Consider the following 21,282-nt stretch of genomic DNA (forward strand, 5'->3'; position numbering starts at 1 on the left):
CAACGCCCGATCGAGAGGTTCCGAAGCCATGACCGTTGTCGGTGTCACAGGGCATTCCGACCTCACCGAACCGACACTCGCGCTCGTGCGCACGGCACTCGACAAGGAACTCAGCAGCCACAGCGGTACCGAACTGACCGGGCTAACGTGCTTGGCGCGTGGCGCTGATCAGGTGTTCGCGGACGCCGTGCTCGCCGTTGGGGGCGCGCTTCATGTAGTCGTCCCTGCCGCCGACTATTTTGACAGGGTCACAGATCCTGTCGACCGTCGGCGATGCGACGAGTACCTTCGGCGTGCTGCCGCCACCGAACAGATGCCGTTTGAGACCGCCAACCGGGAGGCCTACGACGCGGCAAGCCGTCACCTCGTTGACCGTTGCAAGACGCTCGTCGCGGTCTGGGACGGCAGCCAAGACAGCGGCACGGGGCACGCGGTCCAGTATGCACGGCGCGCAGGCAAGCAGACGGTTGTCATCTGGCCGGATGGCGCTAACCGACGCTCTTCACGATGAGACATCGCTCTGCAGTCTCGCCCGCGCCCGCGGGCGTCTGCTAAGGCTGGCCCATGGGGGCATTTCTGGTAAGCCCTCTTCCCGACGGAGCGAGCCTGCGACGAGGGAGCCGCCTCGCAGGTTCGCGACAGCATCCGCGGGTGAATGTTCCTGGCGCGCCGTCTGAACTACCTGCGCGTTGACCAGTGCGTCCGGTATATTCCGGACTGGCCAAAGCCGTCCCGAGCACCCCGCGTCTGCACTGTGTCAAGGTGCTTGTACAGGCGACACATGGCGCGCGACCGAGGCGCATGGTTGCCTTTCGTGGCATTGTGTTCGGTCGCGCTTGAATGAACTAGATCTGACCTGCAGTCGATTGAAGTGGGGATGCATGGCATACGAGGCGCCGCCGATTGTCGAAGTCGAACTCAGTGATCTTCATCTGGACAAGGCGAACTATCGAATCGAGGAGGTTCAGCCATCCGAGCAGGCGGTAAGAAACCATCTGTATGTTGAGCAGGATGTGCCTGAACTCGCATCCCTAATACTGCGTGAGGGCTACATCGATATCGAGGTCCCTCTCGTTGTACAGGAGGACGGTGTCTACGTCGTCCTCGAGGGAAATCGGCGCGTGACTGCCCTGCAGACTTTGCTCGACCCTTCGCTCGTCCCAGCGCACCAGGCTGAAATTGAGCGGCTCCTGACACGGTTCGAGGCGGAGGCTCAGGGTTTGCCGACCGCGATCCGGGTTATGATAATTGGGAGCCGCGTGGAAGCAACGAGCATCCTTGCGCGATTGCACATCGGAAACTCAAAGAAGCGATGGGGCGTCGATGAGCAGGCTAGATTTGTCGTTGCACAGATCGAGGCTGGCTGGTCCATCGAACGGATTCGCCGGGAACTTCCCGGCATCAAAAATCCCCTTGATAAAGTGCGGCAGCACTGGATTCGCCAGATGCTGCGTGAAGCGCCTTTTGAGAACCCGAAGATTTCGACGTACGCGTCTGGATCCAGTCTGCCGATGACGGCATTCGAATACGCATACGGAAGCCCAGAAGTGAGGGAGATCATCGGGCTCGAATTCGACAAAGACGGGCGGATGACCTCGAAGCCGAGTACGCCTGATCAGCTTTCGGCACTTGAGCGTCTGGTTGGCCTGTTCATGGATCGTGAGCTGAACACCCGTACGTTTCCGAGGAAGACTAAGGACGTCGATTATCAAGAGCGGATAGATTACCTCCGTAAGTACCTGCGCGGCGAGATCGCCTGGAATCCGACGGGCGGTGCCCCAGCAACACCCATTCCATCCGGAGCCGGCGCGATATCAACACCCGCTGTGTCAGGTTCCGAAACGAATGCACCTCCACTTGAGGGGGCAACGCAGCGGCTGGATTCAGCGCACAGCCGAGAGGAGACGTCACCTCCGACCGCGTCTCGGAGCATGCGAGGACCAAACAACCCTGACACAAAGACTACGTTGGTGATATCCGTCGACTACTCGGAGGTTCCGAGCGGGCTTCAGAAGCGCTTCGGCGAACTGCGAGCAATTGCGGTTGACCGATTTCCTGTGGCGTCGACCATGCTGATGAGGCTTGTCCTTGAAGCAACGATCAAGTACCATTATCGGCTGGAACCTGCCCGCCTCCAAGGTAAGCGCCAGCTGGGCGACGTACTGGGTCCGGTGGTGGCGGACTATGGAAGTCACACGCAGGTGAGAAACGCAGTTGGCCTGCTTAGCAAGGTGAAACAGGCGCGCAATCAGCGAGGATCTGCCGACTGGTTTAATACCGCGAGCCATGATGCGGCGTTTGAGGTCAAGGGTCAGGATGTGCGCGATGCATGGCTGCAACTCGAGCCGCTAGTCGGGTTTCTAATTACGCAGGTTGCTGGTCCTGCATCCGCGCCTTGAGAAACCTTGCAACGCCTTCTGAGGCGATCATTAGTTCATCGGTGAGCCCGGGGTGACGTGCCGAATAGTTGAGTTCGTATCTGCATTGAAAGTTGTTGACATATAGCTCCTCGATCATTGGAGCGATGTCGTACGTCATGAGCCAATGCGCTTGCTCGACGTCACACACAACCTTGGCTAGTTCCGCGTGGTCGCGCGCATCGAACGCGTTGAGATAAAGGCGTGAACCTGCCCGCACATAGGGTGGATCGATGTACATGAACGCCGAAGGATTCTTAGCATACTGCTTGATGATTGTTCTGCCGTCTCGATCGTTGACGGTTATATGTTCCGCGAGTTTGCCTATTTCGGTGATTCGCTCTGCAAGGGTCGTCCGGTTAAATCGGGCATCGATCTTGTAATTGCCGGTTTGCGCCTGCCCGCCGATTACTCCGCCGCGCAGGACGCCAGATCTGTTGGTGCGGTTTAGATAGAAGAATGCGAAGCCGAGCGAAAGTGGGTCGCTGGTGTCAGCCGCGCGATATTTCGCGCGCTGCACCTGCCATTCGTCAATCGTGAGCGGAACTGTCCGCACGAGTTCCACGAACTCTTCAGTCTGTTCGAGGATACTGCGCCAGAACGCGTGCACAGCGACGTCGAAGTCATTGATAACGAGCCGATCGACCAATCCCTGGCGTAGGAGTGCGATACCTGCTCCCGCGCCTCCCGCGTATGGCTCGACATAAGTTGCCGAGGTGAGATTCAGAGAGGAGATCACGTCGGCAAAGAGTCCGGCGAGTGCCGCCTTTCCTCCCGGGTAGCGCAAGGGGGAGAGGGTCCCATAGCGGCGCGATGCCAGGATCTTGACCGTACTGGGCGCTGTCGCGATGTGTGTCATGCGACCTCCTGCTTCGGCGTCCGATGAGCAGCGACACGGCACCTTATCGAACAAAATTTCGCATCCCGGCGAGCCAGCCGGCGCGCGCCGCATCGCGCGCACGTCATCCATGAGCCGCGCCGTCGTAGGCGCTCCTGGCGTAGGTCGCGGGAGAGGGCCGCGAGTTCTGCATCGCTGATGTCGTGGAGATCCACCATGTAACGGATTCTATCCGTTACACCCGAGGTCAGCTGTCTCGGGCTGGACGTTCCGATACATGTTCCATGCAGGGTTGTATGTTGGATCCAGGCCGTGCTCATCAGTCTCGGTCACGAGTGGCACGCAGCAGGCGCGTGGCCGGTCCGCCGCCGCAGAATCCGCAGGATTCCGCCCCTCCCAGCCCCTCCGGGCAAGAACTGGGACTTCTGAGAGTCGTTCTGGCCGTGGCTGTGACCGTGTACTGCCGCGCTGAACTTGGCGCGGCAGCACACGCAGCTCTGTACAACCCGTGCTGTCGGCCGGGATCCCTGGAATTCCAGCGATCCCGGCCGATACCGTCTGCAGCCGTGCCGCCACTCTTGTCGACCAGCACTTACCTGGCGGACGCACGGGTTTCTCTGTGCCACACCCGCCATATGCCGTCTGCATCCCGCCGAGATAGCGTCGCCGTATGGTTCCGGAGACATCGGCAGCGGCCAGATCGGCCATCGAACCCCTCCTGACGGCGGACGAGCTCGCGAACTACCTCAAGCGAAGCCCGCAGTGGGTGAGGACGCATGCCGTGGAACTTCGCGGGATGAAGGTGGGCCAATGCTGGAGATTTGACCTCGCCGAGACCAAGGCCGCCATCCAGGTCACGCGTACCCCAGGCCTGAGCGAGAAGAGACCCGCTGACGCCGACCCGTGGGCGCCCACGCCTCTCTCAGCGAAGCACCAGGCGACAAAGCGCCGTCGCGCTGCAGGCTTGATGTAATACACGGTTTGACCGTGCGCGACGTCGACGTCCGCGGCCGCGCCTCGTCTGTGCCCGGCGTCTGTCATGATGCCGAAATGGACCCGGAGCTGCCTGTCGTGCAGGTGAACCTGTGGCGTGCCGACGCAGTAGTTCTGTTCGATTGGCTCATGTCGGTCGACCTGGACACCGTTCCGATCTCTCACTCTGCGCAGAAGCAGGCGCTGATGGATCTGCTGACGAGATTCGAGACGGAGACCGACCTGCCGGGCATGACCCAGGCCGAGATCGACGAAGCGCAGTTGGCCGTCGCGCAAGACATGGGTTGGTAAGCCGCTCGATCCCGTGGCATCGGCGTTACAGAATTCAGAAGAGCGCATCGGGGGCGATCTCCTCGTGTGTGGCGATCGGCGTGAGGGTCGCGGTGACGCCCGTCCTGTCGTCGGGGCGGGCGAGCGTCCAGCCCTGCAGGAGTCCTGTGTCGAGCAGGACGAGCCCAGCGGGGGTGGCGAGGTAGAGGTCCCGGCCGATGCGGCAGATCACGGTGCCCGTGATGACCTGACCGGGAGACAACGGCGCGACGGCGTGTCCTGGCCGGACGCCGTCGGGCGGGAGCCCGTAGGTGTCGGTGAGGTCGAACGGTGAGGGGTCACGGAGGGTCTGCCCGTCGGGCCAGTCGAGGGCGTGGGCTCGTGCGACGACGTCGGACAGTTCCCCGCCGCGTTGCTCGGCCGTGCCAGGGGAGCGGCGGGCCTCGCGTTTGCGCGCCGTCCTGACCTGCTGCGGCAGCCCGAGCGCCGCGGTCAGCAGCGACTCGCAGCGCCGTGCCGACAGCAGGCTGCCTGCCGAGAGGAACGCCGCGGCGAGGGCGCCCTGTTCGAGCAGCCGGGTCCGGCCGCGCTCGGTGGCGGTGATCCCGGCCTTGACGACGGATCCGTGGTGCGCGAGGTAGACCGAGAACTCACGTGGGTCGTCGAGCTGCGTATCGGTCGCGACCGACCGGGAGCGTGCCATGGCCGCGCAAGAGGCGCACTGTCCCGAGGTCGCCGCGGGATCGAGGGACGTGTTCGTCGCGCACGGGATGCGGCGCCCCGCGGCCCAGACGCCGACACAGCGGCGGTCCGGTCCGACGACGAGCCCCAGCTCAGCACCGAGCTCGATCTCGCCGGCCCGGACCTCACCCGTCGCCGAGAGCCATTCCATCCGCGCACCGGTCTCGGCCCAGGCGAGCCCGGTTGCCCGCCACAGGGGCGCGGTAGTGCGGCTCATGGTGCAGCTCCCTCGGTCGTACAGGTCGTGCAGGGCCCGCCCAGCAGCACCGGGAACCGCAGGATCCTGCGATTTCGGGCTTCCAGACTACAGTTCGTGCGGCGTTCAACCTCCAGTTCGCAGGCCCTCCAGCATGCAAGTTCGCGGGGCATGCAACTTCCAGCTTGCGGGACCTCCAGCCTGCAGTTCGCGGGATCCCATCAACAACTGAAGGACCCTGGCGCGGAGCTATCCTCCGGCCATGAATACCGAGGCTTCCGCCCTCCTGCGCCGCATCCGTGCCTGGCTGATCTTCTTCGTCGTGGCCCTGGTGCTCAGCGGCGCCACAGCGTTTCCCCTGGTTTCAGAGGTCCGGCTCCTCGACTCGCTGCTGGCGGCCTGGCACGTCGGCGACTGGTTCCCCGCGTTCGCCGAGTGGATCTCCCACGTCCGCGCCGGCCTCGACGCCACGGACGCGAGCTATCCGTTCGTGCTCTACGGCACCGACTGGCTCGCGTTCGCACACCTCGTCATCGCCGCCGCCTTCTGGGGCCCGTACCGCGACCCGGTCCGCAACATCTGGGTGATCCAGTTCGGCCTGATCGCCTGCGCGGGCATCATCCCGCTCGCCCTCATCTGCGGCCCGATCCGCGGCATCCCGTGGGGCTGGACGTTGATCGACCTGGCCTTCACCCTCGGCGCGATCCCCCTCTGGATCGTCCTGCGCCTCATCCGCCGGCTGGAAGCCCTTCAGGCCCAGACCGCAGGGCCGAAGCCGCCGACCCCCACACCTGCTTCGGTGAACCTCGCAGGCTGAAGCAGATCGGCCCGCGAAGGCGCGGTGTGGTCGGCTCGATGTCGCAAGATCGGCTCCTCGAGCGGCCGATCATGCGACAAGGAGCCGACCACACCGCGACGGCACGGGGCCGAACCGCCGTCACTCGGCGCTCCGTCAGTTCACCAGCCGGAACGTCGCGTCCTGCCGTGCCACATCCGTCCCGATCGGGTCGATCCGCAGCGCGTAGTCGGCATGCCGGAGGTACCGGTCCGGGAAGTTGTACGACTGGAACGACGCCCACGACGAGTTCGCCAGTCCCGCGACCTGCCGGAACGTCGCATCCGCCTGGAACGTCGCCGACCCGTTGTTCGGCGCCAGCTTCAGCACGTACCCCTCGTGCCGCAGGTAGTGCCCCGGGTAGTTCACCGACTCGAACGACACGTATCCCGCCCCGCCGTTCGCCAGCCCGGAGACCACCCGGAACTGCCCGTCGAGCGCCGGGCTCACGTTCGCGTCGATCCGCACGCCGAAGTCCGCGTGCCGCACGTACCGGTCCGGGAAGTTGTACGACTGCATCCGCCGCACCGGCACGGCCCCCGGGTTCCCGAGTTCTCCGGACGGCCCGGCCAGCACGGTAGACGTCGACACCGGCACACCCAGGTTCGGCGTCCCATCAGCGTTCCACGAGATCCGCTGCGCCCGGCTGGTCCGCGTCGTGCCGCACCCGTCGGACGACGATGCGTTGGCGTGATAGACGATCCAGTCCTCGGTCCCGTCCGGCGACCTGAAGAACGTGTGATGCGCCGGCCCGTACACCCCGTTCGCGTCGCTGCGCCGGAACAACGGCGTGCTCTTCTTCGCCCACGAGCTCCGCGCCAGCGGGTCGGACCCGGTCAGCTCCAGCATCCCGATCTTGTAGTCCGGCGTCCCGCAGAAACTCGCGGAGTAGGTCAGGAACGTGCGCCCGTCCCGCTGCAGCACGGTCGGCCCCTCGTTCACCGGGTTCCCCTGCGTCTCCCACGAGTACGTCGGCTGGGAGATCAGCGTCCCGGTCGAGGCGGGCGTCCACGGGTTCGTCAGCCGCGTGATGTACAGGTTCTGCGTCGCGCCGGTCTCGAAGCTCCCGTTGTTCGTGAAGGCCGAGTACACGAAGTAGTTCGCGCCGCCCACGGTCATCACGGACCCGTCGATCGCCCACCCGTCGTTCGGCTGCAGGTTGAGCTTGCCCTTGTAGGTGTACGGCCCCATCGGATCCGACCCGGCGCTCTCCAGCACGTGCTGCCGCTGCCCGCCGCAGCAGGCGCTCGGCCCCGCCGAGTAGTACAGGTACCAGCGCCCGTTCAGCAGGTGCAGGCTCGGCGCCCACATGTTCGACGTCGCGTTGGTCTGCGACATCTGGAACACCCGCGTCTCGGCCGCCGTCCTCAGCCCGCCGAGCGTCGGCGACTTGCGGAGGTAGATGCTCCCGGTCCACGTCGTCGCCGCGTAGTAGTAGTTCCCGTCGTGGTACCCCAGCCACGGGTCGGCGCTGTTCGGCGCTCCCACGATCGGGTTCTGGAAGGTGCTCCCGGGTGCGGCGGCCGCGTTGCCGCCGCCCCCCGCGAAGGGCAGCACGAGAAGCGCCGCCAGGGTGGCGAGTGCGGCCAGCACGGCCGGCGCGACGCGCCGTCGTCGTCGTTCCTGAGTCATCGGTTCGATCTCCTGCCGGTAGGTGTCGTACGGGACGTGCCCTGTCGTCACGGCGTCGGGACGACGACGGCGATGGCCCCGTCGGAACTGAAGGTGAGCCGGTCGATCGCGACCTCACGGTTCGTGCCGTTCCCGGCCGGTACCGCGAACCGGTGGTAGGCGATGTACCAGGTGTCGCTCGTCGGCGACCTCACGACCGAGTGGTGTCCCGGGCCCTTGATCCCGAGGCCGAGGTTCTTGCTCAGGATCACGCCGCGGTTCGTGAACGGCCCCATGGGGGACGACGACGTCGCGTACGCGACGCGGTAGTCCTCCGAGCGCGTGTCGTTCTCGGACCACATCAGGTAGTAGGTTCCGTTGCGCCGGAACATGAAGGGCGCCTCGTTGTAGCCCGACGGCGTGATCGCGCGCACCCGGGCGGCGTCGAACGACGTCATGTCCGCGTTCAGCGGCACGACGCGCAGGGCGCCCTGACCCCAGTACAGGTAGGACGTCCCGTCCGTGTCGGTGAAGACCATCGGGTCGATGGCCTGGCCCGTGTACGCGCCCGCGGCGACGAGCGGCCTGCCGAGCGCGTCCGTGAACGGCCCGGCGGGGGAGTCGGAGACGGCCACGCCGATCTGCTTGGCGGTGTCGCCCGACGCCGCCCCGCCGCTGAAGTAGAGGTAGTACCTGCCGTTCTTCGCGACGACAGCGGGCGCCCACGCCGAGTTGTCGGCCCACGAGACCCCCGGTCCGAGATCGAGGATGTTCCCGTGGAACGTCCACGACTTCAGGTCCGCCGACGACCACGCCGTGTACGCGGTCCCGGACCAGCCCGCATAGCCGTCGGTGGTCGGGTACAGGTAGTACCGCCCGCCCGCGTGGGTGAGGTGCGGATCGGCGAACAGCCCCGGAACGACGGGGTTCGCGGTGCTCTTCGCGACCCACGGCGCGCGCAGGTAGAAGGAGCTGTCGGCCTGGAACAGTGCGGTGTCCTCCGCCGGGTCGATCCACAGCTCGTTGTTCTTGTGCCGGAGCTTGCGCGCGGGGAAGTTGTACGAGGCGAACGTCGTCGACCCCGAGACGGATCCCGTCTCCGCGCAGAACGTCGCGTCGGCGCGAAAGGTCGCCGACCCGTCGTTGGTCTCCAGCCGCACGCGGTAGTCGCGATGCCGCAGGAACATGCCGTTCACCGCCTGGAACGAGTAGCACGACGACGACGCCAGGCCGGGCACGACCGTGAACGTCGCGTCACTCCTGAGCCGGCTGTCGCTCGACGACGTGACGGGATCCATCCGGCCGAGGTAGTCCTGGTGCCGGACGAACCGCCCGGCGTAGTTCACCGACTCCAGCGAGGCCCGGCCCAGGGCCACCGTGGTGGGTGCCGCCTGGGCCGCGGGCAACAGCAGGGATGGGGCAAGAAAAGCCGCCGCCACCAGGGCGGCGATCGAGGTGCGTCGCATGGTTCTCTCCTTCGAGGACCGCGGGCGATGGCCGGCTTCGCTGCCGGACATGATCCATGTTAGCGCTCACATCTCACGGTTGGAACATGAGGGGCGCGAGGCGGGCTGCGAAAAGCATTTCGCCGCGTGCTCGCGCCCCCGTCGGAAGCAGTGGTGCCGGCCGGTACCGCGCGCCGTGAGGGCGATCCGGTCAGATGCCGGCCCGGGCCCGGGCCTCCTTCAGGGCCTGGGCCTGCAACTTACGCGCCTGGCGCAACGCCTTCTCCGCCTGCAGCACCGCCTTCTCGGCCTCCGCCGCGGCCTTGGCGGCCTGGCGGTAGCGCTTGTCGTCGGCGACCTCGGCGTCGTCCAGCGTGATCCACTCGTCGGTGCGCTGGTGCGGCTCGCCGCGTTCGAGGCCGGCGATGTAGGACTCGACGCCGTCGAGGGTGCGCTCGAACCCGAACGTGAACGGGTTGAACCGGGAGCGGAAGACCCCCGTCTCGGCCGCGGCGCGCAGCCGGGGGAAGGCCTCGGGCGTGATGAGCGCCTCGTAGAGGGCCTGTTCCCGGGCCGCGATCTCGTCGTCGGACCGGCCGGAGCGCCTGCTCTCCTCGGCGTAGCCGGTGAGCACGATGCCGGTCCAGCGGGCCTGCCCCGTCATGGCGAGCGTGACCGCGAGCTTCTCCTCGGGGGTGAGCGGCGTGTCGTCGAGCGCGGTGAGCCCGGCCTCCATCCACTCCGAGCTGTTGGGCGTCACAGGTGATCCCGTGACGGGGATCGCGAGCAGCCACGGGTGGCGCAGGTAGAGGCCGACCTGCTCGCGGTACAGCACGGCCAGCTTCGCGCGCCACCCGTCGGTCTCGCGCCACGCGTGCGTCGGCACGCCGGTGCCCTCCTCCAGCATGAGCAGGAGCAGGTCGTCCTTCGCGGTCACGTACCGGTACAGGGACATCGGCGTGAAGCCGAGTTTCTTGGCGACCGCGGCCATCGACACCGCGCCCAGACCGTCGGCGTCCGCCAGCTCGACGGCGGCTTCCACGATGCGCTCCACGCTCATCTCGCGCTTCGGCCCGCGCTGCGGGTTCGCGGCGATTCCCCAGGCGAGGGCGACACCGCGGGGCAGGTCAAGGTCGTCGGTCATGAGCACGATCCTAGGCATGTCTACGCCATACACAGTGTGTTACTGTCATACACAGTGTTGGCCATACACTGTTTCTGCGATACACAGAACCGCTCCGGAGCTACCCCAGACGCCCACGGAAGGGAACGGATCCATGACTCACGCCATCGACGTGCGCGGACTGCGCAAGCGGTTCGGCTCGCACACCGTGCTCGACGGACTCGACCTGCAGGTCCACCCCGGCGAGATCTTCGCGCTGCTCGGCCCCAACGGCGCGGGCAAGACGACGGCGATCAACGTGCTCACGACGCTCGTGCGGCCCGACGCCGGAACGGCCCGCGTGGCCGGGTACGACGTCGTGCGTGATCCGGGCGGAGTGAAACGGCGCATCGCCCTGACCGGCCAGGCCGCCGCCGTCGACGAGGTGCTCACCGCGCGCGAGAACCTCGTGATGTTCGGCCGGCTGTCCGGGGTGCCCGGCCGTGCCGCGCGCTCCCGCGCGGACGAGCTGCTCGAACGGTTCGGCCTCGCCGACGCCGCCCGGCGCCGCGTGGGGACGTTCTCCGGCGGCATGCGCCGCCGGCTCGACCTGGCTCTGAGCTTCGTCGTCCAGCCGCAGGTGCTGTTCCTCGACGAGCCGACGACGGGCCTGGACACCCGCAGCCGGCGCGAGCTGTGGCAGGTCATCGCCTCGCTCGCGGACGCCGGCACCACGGTGTTCCTCACCACCCAGTACCTGGAGGAGGCGGATCAGCTCGCCGATCGCATCGCCGTCCTGCACGAGGGCCGCGTCGCCGCGCTCGGCACGGCCGCCGCGCTCAAGGCCCGCGTCGGCGGCGACATCGTGCGCCTGACCGCCCCGGACGGAACGCTCGTCCGCGAGATCCCCACCGACGGGACGGTCCACGGCCTGCGCGGGGCGCTCGACGAGCTCGACGCCGCGGGCCTCGACGGCGTCGTCGCCATCGACCGCCCCAGCCTCGACGACGCCTTCCTCGCCCTGACCGCCCCCACCCCCGAGAAGGAGCACGCCGCATGACCACCCTCGACCTCGCCCGCCCGGCCCCCGGCGGCCTGACCGCCGAACTGGTCTTCATCGGCCGCAGCCTGCGGCATTCCGTGCGCGACGCCGAGTCGCTGCTCATGTCGATCATGCTGCCCGTGGTGCTCATGCTGATGTTCACCTACGTGTTCGGCGGGGCGATCGACCCCAGCGGCGACTACGTCGACTACATCGTGCCGGGCACGATCCTCACGTGCGCCGGCTTCGGCGCGGCGACGACGGCGTCGTTCGTCGCGGGCGACATGAAGGCCGGGATCATCGACCGGTTCCGCACCATGCCGCTGCGGGCGGGTGCGGTGCTCACCGGGCACGTCGTGGCGAGCCTGGCCCGGAACCTGCTGGCCACGGCGGTCGTGTTCGGCGTCGCCCTGCTCATCGGGTTCCGCCCGGAGGCGGACCTGCTCGGCTGGCTCGGCGCCGTCGGCGTCATCGCGCTGTGGATCCTCGCGATCACGTACCTCTTCGCGGCCATCGGGCTCGCGGCGGGTTCCGCGGAGGCGGCGAGCGGCTACGGCTTCATCCTGCTGTTCCTGCCGTACGTGTCCAGCGCGTTCGTGCCGATCGACACGATGCCCGGCTGGATGCAGGGGGTCGCCGAGCACCAGCCGGTCACGCCGGTCATCGAGTCCATCCGCGCGCTCCTCTTCGGCCGGGACCCCGGATCGGACCCGTTCGTGGCCGTGGTCTGGTGCGCGGGCATCCTGTTGGTCGCCGCCGTGTGGGGCGCGTGGCTGTTCCGGCGCAAGGCCGGCCGGCGCTGACGGACGGGCGCTGACGGACGGGGCCGGGACCGCGGCGAGAAATCCGCGGTCCCGGCCCCGCGCCGGTTCTCACGACGGCGCGCGAGGGCCGTCGTCGTTCCCGGGCCGGAGGGGCGTCATGCCCGCCCGGGCTGCCGCAGCTGCCGTACCTCCACGGCCACCGGCTCACCGATCGCGGTCAGCTCGACGGCGGCGGTGCGGCCGGAGCACCTGACGGTGTGTCCGCCGAGCGCGCGGGCGTGGAGCGCGGTCAAGGTCGCCTCGACGACCTGACCGTTCTCCCAGGCGAGGTCGACGCCGACGCCCGGCCGCGCGACGAGCCCGCGGACCCTGCCGTCCCCGAGGGACGGCGGCAGGGCGGGCAGGAGCTCGATCTCGCCCCGGTGCGACTGCAGCAGGGCCTCGGCGACGCCCGCGACGAACCCGAGGTTGCCGTCGATCTGGAACGGCGGATGGGCCGCCAGCAGGTTCGGGTAGACGCCGCCGACCTCCGGGCCCCGGTCCACGGTCAGGTCCCGGAAGACCAGCGCGAGCAGGTCGTCGAGGCGTCGTCCGTCGCGCAGGCGCGCCCACAGCGCGAGCTTCCAGGCGAGGGACCATCCGGTCGAGTCGTCGCCGCGCTCGTCCAGGAAGACCCGCGCCGCACGCTCCTGGTCCGGCGTCACCGCGCCGTCGCCCGGGTAGAGGAAGAGCAGGGGCGAGACGTGCCGGTGGTGCGGGTCGGCCTGCTCGAACGCGTCGCGCCACTCGAGCACCGCGCCGGACGGGCCGACCGGGATGCCGGGCAGCCGCTTCTCGGCCTCCCGCGCGCGTTCCACGACGTCGTCGCCGGTGATCCCCAGCGACGCGGCGACCCGGACGAGGGACCGCAGGTGATCGCCGACGAGGGTGACGTCGAGCGTCGAGGAGACCGCCACCTCGCCGATCGCGCCGTCGGGCGTCAGGAAGTCGTTCTCGGGGGACGACGACGGCGCGGTCCCCAGGTAGCCGTCGCCGGTCTCGACGAGCCACCCGAGAGCGAACTCCGCCGCGGACCGCAGCACGGGGAACGCTCGCCGGAGGAGGTCGGCCGGCTCGCCCCGGAAGGCCGCGCCGTCGAGGTACTGCCGGCACAGCCACAGCCCGGCGAGCGGCCAGAACGACCACTTCGGGTGGTGGGTGCCGCCGCCGACGGGCCGGGTGTACGCCCAGGCGTCGGAGTTGTGGTGCGCGGCCCAGCCCGGGAGCCCGTACAGCTCCGTCGCGGTGCGCCGCCCCTCCCGCGCGAGCGCCTCCACGAGATCCAGGTAGGGCTCGGCGAGCTCGGGCAGGCCGGCGACGTCGGCGGCCCAGTAGTTCATCTGCAGGTTGATGTTCGTGGTGTAGTTGGAGCTCCACGGCGGGCGCATCGAGTCGTTCCAGATGCCCTGCAGGTTCGCCGGGAGGGTGCCCGGCCGCGACGAGCAGATCAGCAGGTAGCGCCCGTAGTGGAACATCAGCGCCGCGAGGGCGGGATCGGTCGTGAGGTCGGCGGTCTCGCCGCGGTTGGCGGCGGTGAGGCGCGCGTCCAGGGTGGCGTCCTCGTCGCCCGTGAGCACGAGCTCGGCCCGCTCGTACAGGGACCGGTGGTCGGCGGCCTGCCGTTCCCGGACGACGTCGAGCCCGTCCGCCAGGGCCCGGTCGACGCGCGCCCGGGCGGCGTCGTACGCACTGTGCGCGTCGCCCTCGGGCGCGCGCCCGATGCCGGTGAACGTCGTCGCGGACGCGTAGACCACCGCCAGCCGGGTCACGCCCGCAAGGACGAGCCTGCAGTCGCCGTTGCCGTCGCCGTCGCCGTCGCCGTCCGCCACGGGCGTCCCGTCGTGGATCACGCGCAGCACCGCCGCGCCCTGGAGGCTCTCGCCGTCGGCCCAGACGATTCCGTCGTCGGCGTCGTCGTGCGACGGCGCGACGTCGTCCGGCATCCGGACGAGGAGCGAGCGCTCCGTGCCGTCCCGCCCCGAGGCGATCGTGCGGAGCGGCGACGAGAGCGTGACGACGACGTCGATCGCGGCCGAGGCGACGAGCTCGTGGACGAGGACGTCGTGGGGAGCGCTGACCCGCGTCGTCTGCGTGACGGACCAGCCGTCGCCCGCCGTGCGCGTCTCGTGGACGGCGTCGGCGAGGTCGAGGCGGCGCCGGAACGCGGACGGCGGCCCGTCCCCGGCGGTGACCTCCACGTGCAGGTCCGCGAACGGAAGATAGCTCTGCGTGTGACGGTGCTGGAGCCGCTGGACCTGCGCGCCGGCCTCGGCGTGGTCGCCGCGCAGCACGGCGGCGCGGGCGGAGGCCATGATCTGCCGCGCGACCTCAGGTGCGATCAGCGGCTCACGGTCGTTGGCCGCGGGGGAGCCCGACCAGCAGGTGTCGTCGTTGATCTGCAGCCGGACCCCGTGCGTGGCGGCGTGCACCATGGCGCCGATGTGCCCGTTGCCGAGCGGGAGCGCCTCGGTCCACGCCCGGGCGGGCGTGGTGAAGGTCAGTTCGTGACGGCCGGTGTTCATCCGTGTCCTTCCGGAGCTCGCGGGGAACGACGACGCCGGGGAGCGCGCGCCCTGGGCGCGTACTCCCCGGCGTCGCCGGCCCCGGGTCAGGCGATCAGCCCTGGGCCGCCTTCTTGGCGGAGAGGATGTCGACCACGAAGACCAGCGTCTTGCCGCCGAGCTCGTGGGCGGCGGGGTCCTCGCCGTAGGCGTCGGCCGGGGGCGCGACGAGCAGCAGCTGGCTGCCGACCGTCTGCCCGTCCAGGCCGTTGGTCCAGGCGGGGATGACGCCGTTCAGCGGGAACGACGCCGGCGCGCCGCGGCCCCACGAGGAGTCGAACGACGTGCCGTCGATGAGGCAGCCGAGGTACTGCACCGTGACCTCGTCCTCCTTGGTCACCTTCGCGCCGTCGCCCTCGATGAGCGGCTGCACCACGAGCTCGGAGGGCTCCTCGAAGGAGTCCTCGATCGTGAGGGTCGGGGCGCCGTCCTCGGCGAGCTCGACCGTCGGCAGGCCCTCGACCGGCTCGACCGGCTCGCCCTCGGCCTTCGTCGGGGTCGGCTCCTTGGCCTTCGCGTCCACGACGTCGAGCACGTGCACCTGGACGGAGCCGTCCTGGCCCGCCAGGGCGACAACGAGGCGCGCGCCGACGTTGATGCCGGTGAACGGCTCGGTGAGCACGGGGGGGAAGGTCGGGTCGCCGAAGGTCATGACCGTGGGCTCGGCGCCCTTCTCCCACGTCGAGCTCGGCAGCGCCTTGCCGTCGGCGCCGTTGACGGTGTAGTCGTGGAACGTGACTTCGTCACCCTCCTCGATCGCCGCTCCGTCGCCCTTGTCGAGGACGTTGTACCCGGCGCCCTCGAGGGTGAGCGGGGTCTTGAAGCTCACGTCCTCCGGCTCCTCGCCGGGCTTGCCCTCGACCTCGATGGCCTCGACGGCCTTCTGGTCCGCGTCGGTCGGCGCCGGCTGCTCCGGGGCCGGCTGCTCCTGGGCCTCACAGGTACCGCCCGCGACCACCGGGGACGCGCTGGCCGCAGGGGAGCCCGACGCCGATGCCGAGGCGTCGCCGCCGCTCGAATCACCGGTCCCGCATCCGGCGAGCACGAGGGCCGAGCCCAGGGCGAACGCCGCCAGGCCGGCGGTGGTGCGCTGCTTCACGTTGTGTCCTTCGGTCGGTTCCGTTGGGGCAGACCGGCACACTGTAACGGTCCGAACCTGGAAACGGCTGGAGGCAATGAGATCGTCGCGGGCGCTACACGATTCACCCACGAATCAGCTGGAAGAATATGGATATGCCCTCGAGCCGCCGATCCAGCAAGCGCCCCTACGGGACGGAGCACCGCCCGCTCGACCTCGACCGGGCGTCCGGCGGCCGGCGCAGCGAGTCGGCGTCCGACGGCGAATGGGTGGTCCAGCAGGTGCGTTCCTCGGAGAAGACGTACGTCTGCCCGGCCTGCCGCCAGGACGTGCCGCCGGGCACGGCGCACGTCGTCGCCTGGCGCTCGGACGCGATCGGGGGCGCGGACGCCGGGCTGTCGGCGCGCCGCCACTGGCACTCGAGCTGCTGGAGCAGGCGCACCCGGCTTCATTGACTCGGCCGGCGCGCGGTGGCCGGCGCGCGGTGGCCGGCGCGCGATGGCCGGCACGCTGCCGTCGCCACGCTGCCGCCGCTGTGCCGCCGCCGGCACCGTCTGAAGCGCGTTGGCGCAGCCCCGCCCGGAGCGGGCCGGGACCGGCTCCGCCCCGGCGCCGTCGTCGGCGACAATGGACGCGATGAACACCCAGGCACCGCATGAGATCCGCGCCACGACCGTGCTGCCCGCGCAGCGGGAGGACGTCGAGCTGCACACCGCCGACGGCCTGACGCTCGTCGGGGAGCTCGCGCTCCCCGTGGGGCCCGACGGCGCCCCGCGCACACCGTCGGCCTCGCTGCTCACCTTCCATCCGCTGCCCACGCACGGCGGGTTCATGGACTCCCACGTGTACCGCAAGGCCGCCTGGCGGCTGCCCGCGATGGCGGACCTCGCGGTGCTGCGGTTCAACACGCGCGGCACCAGTTCCCCGCGCGGCACCAGCGAGGGCGCGTTCGACGGCGGCGAGGGGGAGCGGTACGACGTCGCGGCGGCCGTCGAGCTGGCGGAGTTCCGCGAGCTGCCGAGCCCGTGGCTGGTCGGCTGGTCGTTCGGCACGGAGCTGATCCTCAAGCACGGCGCGGACCCGGCGATCACGGGGGCGATCCTGCTCTCGCCGCCGCTGCACCGCGCGACCGACGCGGACCTGGACCGGTGGGCGGAGTTCGGCAAGCCGCTCGTCGTCGTCGTGCCCGAGCTCGACGACTACCTGCGGCCCGACGAGGCCCGCCGGCGGTTCGCGCGCGTGCCGCAGGCCGAGGTGATCGGCGTCGACGGCGCGAAGCACCTCTGGGTGGGGGAGGCCGCGGTGCGCCGGGTGCTGGACGAGATCGTCGGCCACGTGCTCCCGGACCACCCGCTGCCGCTCCCCACCCACTGGGACGGGCCGCTCGCCTGACCGCGGCGGAGCGGCTGACCGGGCCGCTCGCCTGAAGGTGCGGTGACACGGGACCGTGCGGCAGCGCCCGGCGCGGCCGCCCGTCCGGGGGTGACCCGGCGCCGGGGCCGGGAATAACCTGGGTCAAGGGGGCGACCCTCGCCCCGTGCGAGGAGGGGCTGCGATGACCGGCAACACACCGCTGAACACCGTCGATCTGCGGGTGGGCGGCGGGCTGCCGCTGGTCCTCCTGCACGGGTTCCCGCTGGACCTGCGCATGTGGGCCACGTGCGCCGCGGCGCTGGCGCCCGGGATCCGCGCGATCGGCGTCGACCTGCCGGGAGCCGGGCACTCCGACCTGGATCCCGGCGCCGCGCCCGCGCTGGAGCACAGCGCCGAGCGCGTGCACGACACGCTCCGCGGGCTCGGCGTGGGCAACGCGATCGTCGTCGGGCTGTCGATGGGCGGGTACGTCGCCCTGGCGCTCGCCGATCTCTACCCGGGCTTCGTCGCGGGGCTCGGGCTGGTGGACACCAAGTCCACGGCCGACGGCACCGAGGCGCTCGCCAACCGGCACCGGATCGCGGGCACCGTGGAACGGGACCAGACCGTCGACGCGGTGCTCGGCATGCCGGCCGCGCTGCTGTCGGCGCGGAGCCTCGCCGAGCGCCGCACGCTCGTCCCGACGCTCGAGGCGTGGATCCGCGCGCAGTCGCCCGCGGGGGTGGCCTGGGTGCAGCGCGCGATGGCGGCCCGGCCGGACCGGACCGCGGTGCTGGAGAAGTACGAGGCGCCCGTCGCCGTCGTCGTCGGCGTGGAGGACAAGCTGGCGCCGCTCGACCAGGCCGAGCACATGGCCGCCGCCGCGACGCGGGGCGGCGGCGACGTGACGCTCACCGCCGTCCCGGACGCCGGCCACATGGCCCCGGTCGAGGACCCGGCCGCGGTGGCCGGCGCCCTGTCGCTGCTGCACGAGCGCGTCTGCGCGGCGTAGGCCGGGGCCGCGCCGCCGGGCGAGACGACGGGGCCCGCGGCCCGGACGCGGCTCCGGTCACCGGAGCGCGTCAGGTCGCGGGCCCTTGTCGTCAGGCGTTCGCGCTGGTCAGGCCTTCGCCTCGGCCTTCGCGTCGTCCTTCTCGTCGGCGTCTTCCTCGACCTGCGGGACGACGACGGTCGCTGTGCTGACCTCGTCGGCCGACGGCGCCGGGTTCGGCGAACGCGGCGGGATCGCGACCGGCTTGGCGTCCGAGGCGGGCTCGTCGTCGGACGCGGCGCCCGCGCCGACGACGCCGAAGCGCGCCTGCTGGGCGGGGGTCAGGCCGCTGCCGCTGGACGCGGGGAGCAGGCCGGACGCGCCCTCGTTCTTGCCGGACCCGTTCCCCGGGCCGCCGAGCATGCCGCGCAGCTCCTCGAGGTAGCCGTTGATCGAGTCGTGCTGGCGGGTCAGGTCCTCGAGCTGGTTCTGGGCGGCGGCGCGCTGCAGCTCCGCCTCCTCGCGGGCGTCGGTGATGGTCTGGTCCGCGAACTCGCGGGCCTCGGCCACGATCCGGTCGGCGGTGCGGCGGGAGTCGGCGACGAGGTCCTTGACGTAGACGTCGGACTCCGAGCGCACCTTCTCCGCCTGCTCCAGGGCGACCGCGACGCGCTTCTCGGCCTCGGCGGCGTGCTTCTCCGCCGTCTTGACGAGCTTGTCCGTGTCTTCCTTGGCCTTGTTGTGGCGCTCGGAGAGCTCGGTCTCGACCTGCTCCTTGCGGGTCGCGATGTCGAGGTCCGCCTGGGCCAGCGCGGTGCGCGCCTGCTCCCGCAGCTCCTCGAGGTCCGAGGTGACGGCGTTCGCGGCCTCCGCGGCGGCGCGCTTGGCGTCGGCCACGAGCTGGTCCGCCTCGCGCCGGGCCCGCTCGAGCAGGTCGGTCGACTCGCGCTCGGCCGACTCGCGCTGGGCGGCGGTCTCGGCCGAGACCTTGGCGCGCAGCTGGGCGGCGTCGCGCTCGGTGTTGACGCGCAGCTCGGTGGTCTCGCGCTCGACGGTGGACCGCAGCGTGCCGAGCTCGCGCTCCAGGCTGGAGCGGCGCTCCGACTCCTCGGTGGCGATGCCGGAGGTGATGAGCGCGGCCTCGCGCTCGGCCGAACCCACCAGCTCCTCGGCGCGGCGCTGCGCGCCGACCAGGTGGCCCTCGGCCTCGGCGGCCATCGTGGTACGGATCTCCTCGGCCTCGCGGCGGGCGCTCGCCAGGAGCTCCGCGGCCTCGGACTCGGCGCGCGAGCGGATCTGGCCGCCCGACAGCTTCGCGCGCGCCATGATGTCCGCGGCCTGCTGGTTCGCCTGGGTGAGGATGTCGGACGACTGCTCCTCGGCCGACCGCAGCAGCATCTCGATCCGGGACCCGAGCCCCGCGTACGAGGGCTTGTCGGTCTCGGCCAGCTTGCGCTTGACGTCGTTGAGGTCCTGCTGCAGCTGCACGGACCTGCCGTCCGAGGTCTCGACCTGCCGTCGCGCCTCCTCCAGGGCGGCGTTGAGCCGGTCGAGGTGGCTGTGCACCTGGTCGCGGTCGTAGCCGCGCATGACGGTCGGGAAGAGCGAACGCTCGTCGGACACTGTGCAGACCTCCGTGGCAAGACCGTGGGTACCCTGGACTGGAGTTTGAGCCAGGGGATGCCGCGATACGCGGCCTGTCCGGCGCCCAGGATACGCGTCGCGCGCGCCGCTGGATAGCCGCTGCTGCAATGGGATCGGTGGCCCGCCGCGCGGGTCGTGAAGACGACGCGTGAAGGATGCGTGACGATCCTCGCTGTGCCCGCTCCCGGCCACGGCCCCTGGAATCCTCGGCAGCCGACGACTCTATGCTGGACTGTCGGTCCTCAGGCACCTACGAAGGGAACGGGTGGTGCAACGCTTCCTGGCGATCCTCCTGATCCTCGCCGGTCTCGGCGGGGCGGGGTACGGTATCGCGACCGCGACGATCCTCCGTGAATCCGACACGGTGGTCGCGACCGCGACCCCGAGCGGTGACGGAACGATGCTGGTCACGGCCCCGGGCGTGCTCGGGATGGTCGACGACAGCGTGACGGTCCGCGCCTCGGTCCCCGAAGGGCAGAAGGTCACCCTGGCCGTCGGCACCGAGACCGACGTGCTCGGCTGGGTCGGCGACGACCCGTACGACTCCGTCACCGGCATGACCGACTGGACGAGACTCGCGGTCGTACCCGGCAGCGGCGTGGCGGAGCCGTCCGGCGACGCGTCCGCCCCCGCCGAGGAGGGCAAGGAGGGGGAGGCCGGCGCCGAGGGCTCCGCGAAGCAGGACGAGAAGCCCGCGAGCGGCCCGGAACCCGCGGGCTCCGACCTCTGGGTCTCCGAGGTGAGCGGTGAGACGAGCGTCACGCTGCGCTACACCGAGCAGCCCGGTCCCTACAGCCTGCTCGCCGCGGGCGTCGGGAAGGGCGCCGAGGCCCCCACGGTCGAGCTGACCTGGCCCCGGCCCGTCACCACCCCGTACCTGTGGCCCGGCGTCATCGGCGGCGTGTTCCTCGTGCTGCTGGGTGTCTTCCTCCTGCTCGGCTCGCGCAGGTCCAAGGGGCCCCAGGGAGCGAAGGGCCGCAAGCCCGCACGCACGGTGCGCGCCCCGCTCACCCACCAGGACGACCTGCCCCGCCGGACCGACCCGGCGGACCCGCCGTTCCCGCCCTCGCGCGGCGACGAGGCGGGCGACGTGCCGGTTCCCGGCGTGGCGGCCTTCCCGTCCGCCCCGGATACCGGGCCGGGCGCGGGCCCGGGCACCGCGGTCTTCCCGCCCGCCGACGCCGCCCCGGCGCCGGGCCGGCGCCGGGGCCAGGCTCCCGCCGCGGCGCCGTCGTCGTTCCCGGCCGAACCCGCCGCGGCCTCGTGGGCTCCCGGCCGGCCCGAGCAGGGCTCCGGTCCCGCGGCGTACGGGCCGTCCGGCCCGGCGCCGCAGACCGGCGCGCAGCCGGTGCCCGCGGGCCC

The 21,282-nt window shown here is 70.3% G+C and carries 17 protein-coding genes and 1 pseudogene; 10 read left to right on the forward strand and 8 right to left on the reverse strand.

Features of this window, described 5'->3' with window-relative positions; translation table 11 throughout:
* Positions 1-28: 28 nt before the first annotated feature.
* Together ABD208_RS10225 and ABD208_RS10230 are read left to right on the forward strand one after the other, a co-directional pair.
* Positions 29-511 (forward strand): hypothetical protein, encoded by a 483-nt coding sequence (locus ABD208_RS10225; RefSeq protein ID WP_344102224.1) that lies wholly within the window; start codon positions 29-31, stop codon positions 509-511.
* Positions 512-881: 370 nt separating this feature from the next.
* Positions 882-2,399 (forward strand): hypothetical protein, encoded by a 1,518-nt coding sequence (locus ABD208_RS10230; RefSeq protein WP_344102226.1) that lies wholly within the window; start codon positions 882-884, stop codon positions 2,397-2,399.
* On the opposite strand, the gene ABD208_RS10235 is transcribed toward ABD208_RS10230, so the two are convergent.
* Positions 2,365-3,276 (reverse strand): DNA adenine methylase, encoded by a 912-nt coding sequence (locus ABD208_RS10235; protein WP_344102228.1) that lies wholly within the window; start codon positions 3,274-3,276, stop codon positions 2,365-2,367. The two genes, ABD208_RS10230 and ABD208_RS10235, sit on opposite strands and share 35 nt — an antisense overlap.
* 966 nt (positions 3,277-4,242) lie before the next feature.
* On the opposite strand from ABD208_RS10235, the gene ABD208_RS10240 reads away from it, so the two are divergent.
* Positions 4,243-4,539, forward strand: coding sequence for a hypothetical protein (locus ABD208_RS10240; protein WP_344102230.1), 297 nt, complete (start codon positions 4,243-4,245; stop codon positions 4,537-4,539).
* A gap of 34 nt (positions 4,540-4,573) precedes the next feature.
* Here the strand turns inward: ABD208_RS10240 and ABD208_RS10245 are convergent, their stop codons facing one another.
* The gene (locus tag ABD208_RS10245) at positions 4,574-5,476 is read right to left on the reverse strand and encodes a DUF2797 domain-containing protein (RefSeq protein WP_344102232.1); all 903 of its coding nucleotides are present in this window, start codon (positions 5,474-5,476) and stop codon (positions 4,574-4,576) included.
* 241 nt (positions 5,477-5,717) lie between these two features.
* On the opposite strand from ABD208_RS10245, the gene ABD208_RS10250 reads away from it, so the two are divergent.
* Entirely contained in the window at positions 5,718-6,272 is a 555-nt protein-coding gene (locus ABD208_RS10250; protein WP_344102234.1) for a hypothetical protein, read from the forward strand.
* 135 nt (positions 6,273-6,407) lie between these two features.
* Here ABD208_RS10250 and ABD208_RS10255 read toward each other — a convergent pair whose 3' ends face one another.
* The 3 genes from ABD208_RS10255 to ABD208_RS10265 form a co-directional block, all read right to left on the reverse strand.
* Positions 6,408-7,973, reverse strand: coding sequence for a family 43 glycosylhydrolase (locus ABD208_RS10255; RefSeq protein WP_344102235.1), 1,566 nt, complete (start codon positions 7,971-7,973; stop codon positions 6,408-6,410).
* On the reverse strand, positions 7,970-9,367 hold the full coding sequence (locus tag ABD208_RS10260) for a family 43 glycosylhydrolase (RefSeq protein ID WP_344102237.1): 1,398 nt from the start codon (positions 9,365-9,367) through the stop codon (positions 7,970-7,972). The genes ABD208_RS10255 and ABD208_RS10260 overlap by 4 nt, the downstream gene beginning before the upstream one ends.
* A 190-nt stretch (positions 9,368-9,557) precedes the next feature.
* The gene (locus ABD208_RS10265; protein ID WP_344102239.1) at positions 9,558-10,490 is read right to left on the reverse strand and encodes a TetR/AcrR family transcriptional regulator; all 933 of its coding nucleotides are present in this window, start codon (positions 10,488-10,490) and stop codon (positions 9,558-9,560) included.
* A gap of 133 nt (positions 10,491-10,623) precedes the next feature.
* Between ABD208_RS10265 and ABD208_RS10270 the strand changes: the two genes are divergently transcribed.
* Complete coding sequence (locus tag ABD208_RS10270) at positions 10,624-11,508, forward strand: ATP-binding cassette domain-containing protein (RefSeq protein WP_344102241.1); 885 nt, start codon at positions 10,624-10,626, stop codon at positions 11,506-11,508.
* Positions 11,505-12,293: an ABC transporter permease gene (locus ABD208_RS10275; protein WP_344102243.1), complete on the forward strand. Its 789-nt coding sequence runs from the start codon at positions 11,505-11,507 to the stop codon at positions 12,291-12,293. Before ABD208_RS10270 ends, ABD208_RS10275 begins: the two co-directional genes overlap by 4 nt.
* 116 nt (positions 12,294-12,409) lie before the next feature.
* On the opposite strand, the gene ABD208_RS10280 is transcribed toward ABD208_RS10275, so the two are convergent.
* Together ABD208_RS10280 and ABD208_RS10285 are read right to left on the reverse strand one after the other, a co-directional pair.
* Positions 12,410-14,815 carry a glycosyl hydrolase family 95 catalytic domain-containing protein gene (locus ABD208_RS10280; RefSeq protein ID WP_344102246.1) on the reverse strand — a complete coding sequence of 802 codons (2,406 nt, stop codon included), beginning with the start codon at positions 14,813-14,815 and terminating at the stop codon, positions 12,410-12,412.
* Positions 14,816-14,909: 94 nt separating this feature from the next.
* Positions 14,910-15,953: an FKBP-type peptidyl-prolyl cis-trans isomerase gene (locus ABD208_RS10285; RefSeq protein WP_344102248.1), complete on the reverse strand. Its 1,044-nt coding sequence runs from the start codon at positions 15,951-15,953 to the stop codon at positions 14,910-14,912.
* A gap of 134 nt (positions 15,954-16,087) precedes the next feature.
* On the opposite strand from ABD208_RS10285, the gene ABD208_RS10290 reads away from it, so the two are divergent.
* The 3 genes from ABD208_RS10290 (at position 16,088) to ABD208_RS10300 (ending at position 18,297) form a co-directional block, all read left to right on the forward strand.
* Complete coding sequence (locus ABD208_RS10290) at positions 16,088-16,387, forward strand: hypothetical protein (RefSeq protein WP_344102250.1); 300 nt, start codon at positions 16,088-16,090, stop codon at positions 16,385-16,387.
* Positions 16,388-16,568: 181 nt separating this feature from the next.
* Positions 16,569-17,324 carry an alpha/beta hydrolase gene (locus ABD208_RS10295; RefSeq protein ID WP_344102253.1) on the forward strand — a complete coding sequence of 252 codons (756 nt, stop codon included), beginning with the start codon at positions 16,569-16,571 and terminating at the stop codon, positions 17,322-17,324.
* A 163-nt stretch (positions 17,325-17,487) separates the two neighbouring features.
* Complete coding sequence (locus ABD208_RS10300) at positions 17,488-18,297, forward strand: alpha/beta fold hydrolase (RefSeq protein ID WP_344102255.1); 810 nt, start codon at positions 17,488-17,490, stop codon at positions 18,295-18,297.
* A gap of 108 nt (positions 18,298-18,405) precedes the next feature.
* On the opposite strand, the gene ABD208_RS10305 is transcribed toward ABD208_RS10300, so the two are convergent.
* Positions 18,406-19,899 carry a DivIVA domain-containing protein gene (locus tag ABD208_RS10305; RefSeq protein ID WP_344102258.1) on the reverse strand — a complete coding sequence of 498 codons (1,494 nt, stop codon included), beginning with the start codon at positions 19,897-19,899 and terminating at the stop codon, positions 18,406-18,408.
* Positions 19,900-20,188: 289 nt separating this feature from the next.
* On the opposite strand from ABD208_RS10305, the pseudogene ABD208_RS10310 reads away from it, so the two are divergent.
* A pseudogene (locus tag ABD208_RS10310) lies at positions 20,189-21,282 on the forward strand (hypothetical protein); the annotation flags it as partial.

The sequence above is a fragment of the Myceligenerans crystallogenes genome, from assembly GCF_039529775.1.
Taxonomy (GTDB): domain Bacteria; phylum Actinomycetota; class Actinomycetes; order Actinomycetales; family Cellulomonadaceae; genus Myceligenerans; species Myceligenerans crystallogenes.

Coding starts and splice junctions, on each gene's coding strand:
- ABD208_RS10225 (WP_344102224.1), top strand. CDS start 29: ATGACCGTTGTCGGTGTCACAGGGCATTCCGACCTCACCGAACCGACA.
- ABD208_RS10230 (WP_344102226.1), top strand. CDS start 882: ATGGCATACGAGGCGCCGCCGATTGTCGAAGTCGAACTCAGTGATCTT.
- ABD208_RS10235 (WP_344102228.1), bottom strand. CDS start 3,276: ATGACACACATCGCGACAGCGCCCAGTACGGTCAAGATCCTGGCATCG.
- ABD208_RS10245 (WP_344102232.1), bottom strand. CDS start 5,476: ATGAGCCGCACTACCGCGCCCCTGTGGCGGGCAACCGGGCTCGCCTGG.
- ABD208_RS10250 (WP_344102234.1), top strand. CDS start 5,718: ATGAATACCGAGGCTTCCGCCCTCCTGCGCCGCATCCGTGCCTGGCTG.
- ABD208_RS10260 (WP_344102237.1), bottom strand. CDS start 9,367: ATGCGACGCACCTCGATCGCCGCCCTGGTGGCGGCGGCTTTTCTTGCC.
- ABD208_RS10265 (WP_344102239.1), bottom strand. CDS start 10,490: ATGACCGACGACCTTGACCTGCCCCGCGGTGTCGCCCTCGCCTGGGGA.
- ABD208_RS10270 (WP_344102241.1), top strand. CDS start 10,624: ATGACTCACGCCATCGACGTGCGCGGACTGCGCAAGCGGTTCGGCTCG.
- ABD208_RS10275 (WP_344102243.1), top strand. CDS start 11,505: ATGACCACCCTCGACCTCGCCCGCCCGGCCCCCGGCGGCCTGACCGCC.
- ABD208_RS10280 (WP_344102246.1), bottom strand. CDS start 14,815: ATGAACACCGGCCGTCACGAACTGACCTTCACCACGCCCGCCCGGGCG.
- ABD208_RS10290 (WP_344102250.1), top strand. CDS start 16,088: ATGCCCTCGAGCCGCCGATCCAGCAAGCGCCCCTACGGGACGGAGCAC.
- ABD208_RS10295 (WP_344102253.1), top strand. CDS start 16,569: ATGAACACCCAGGCACCGCATGAGATCCGCGCCACGACCGTGCTGCCC.
- ABD208_RS10300 (WP_344102255.1), top strand. CDS start 17,488: ATGACCGGCAACACACCGCTGAACACCGTCGATCTGCGGGTGGGCGGC.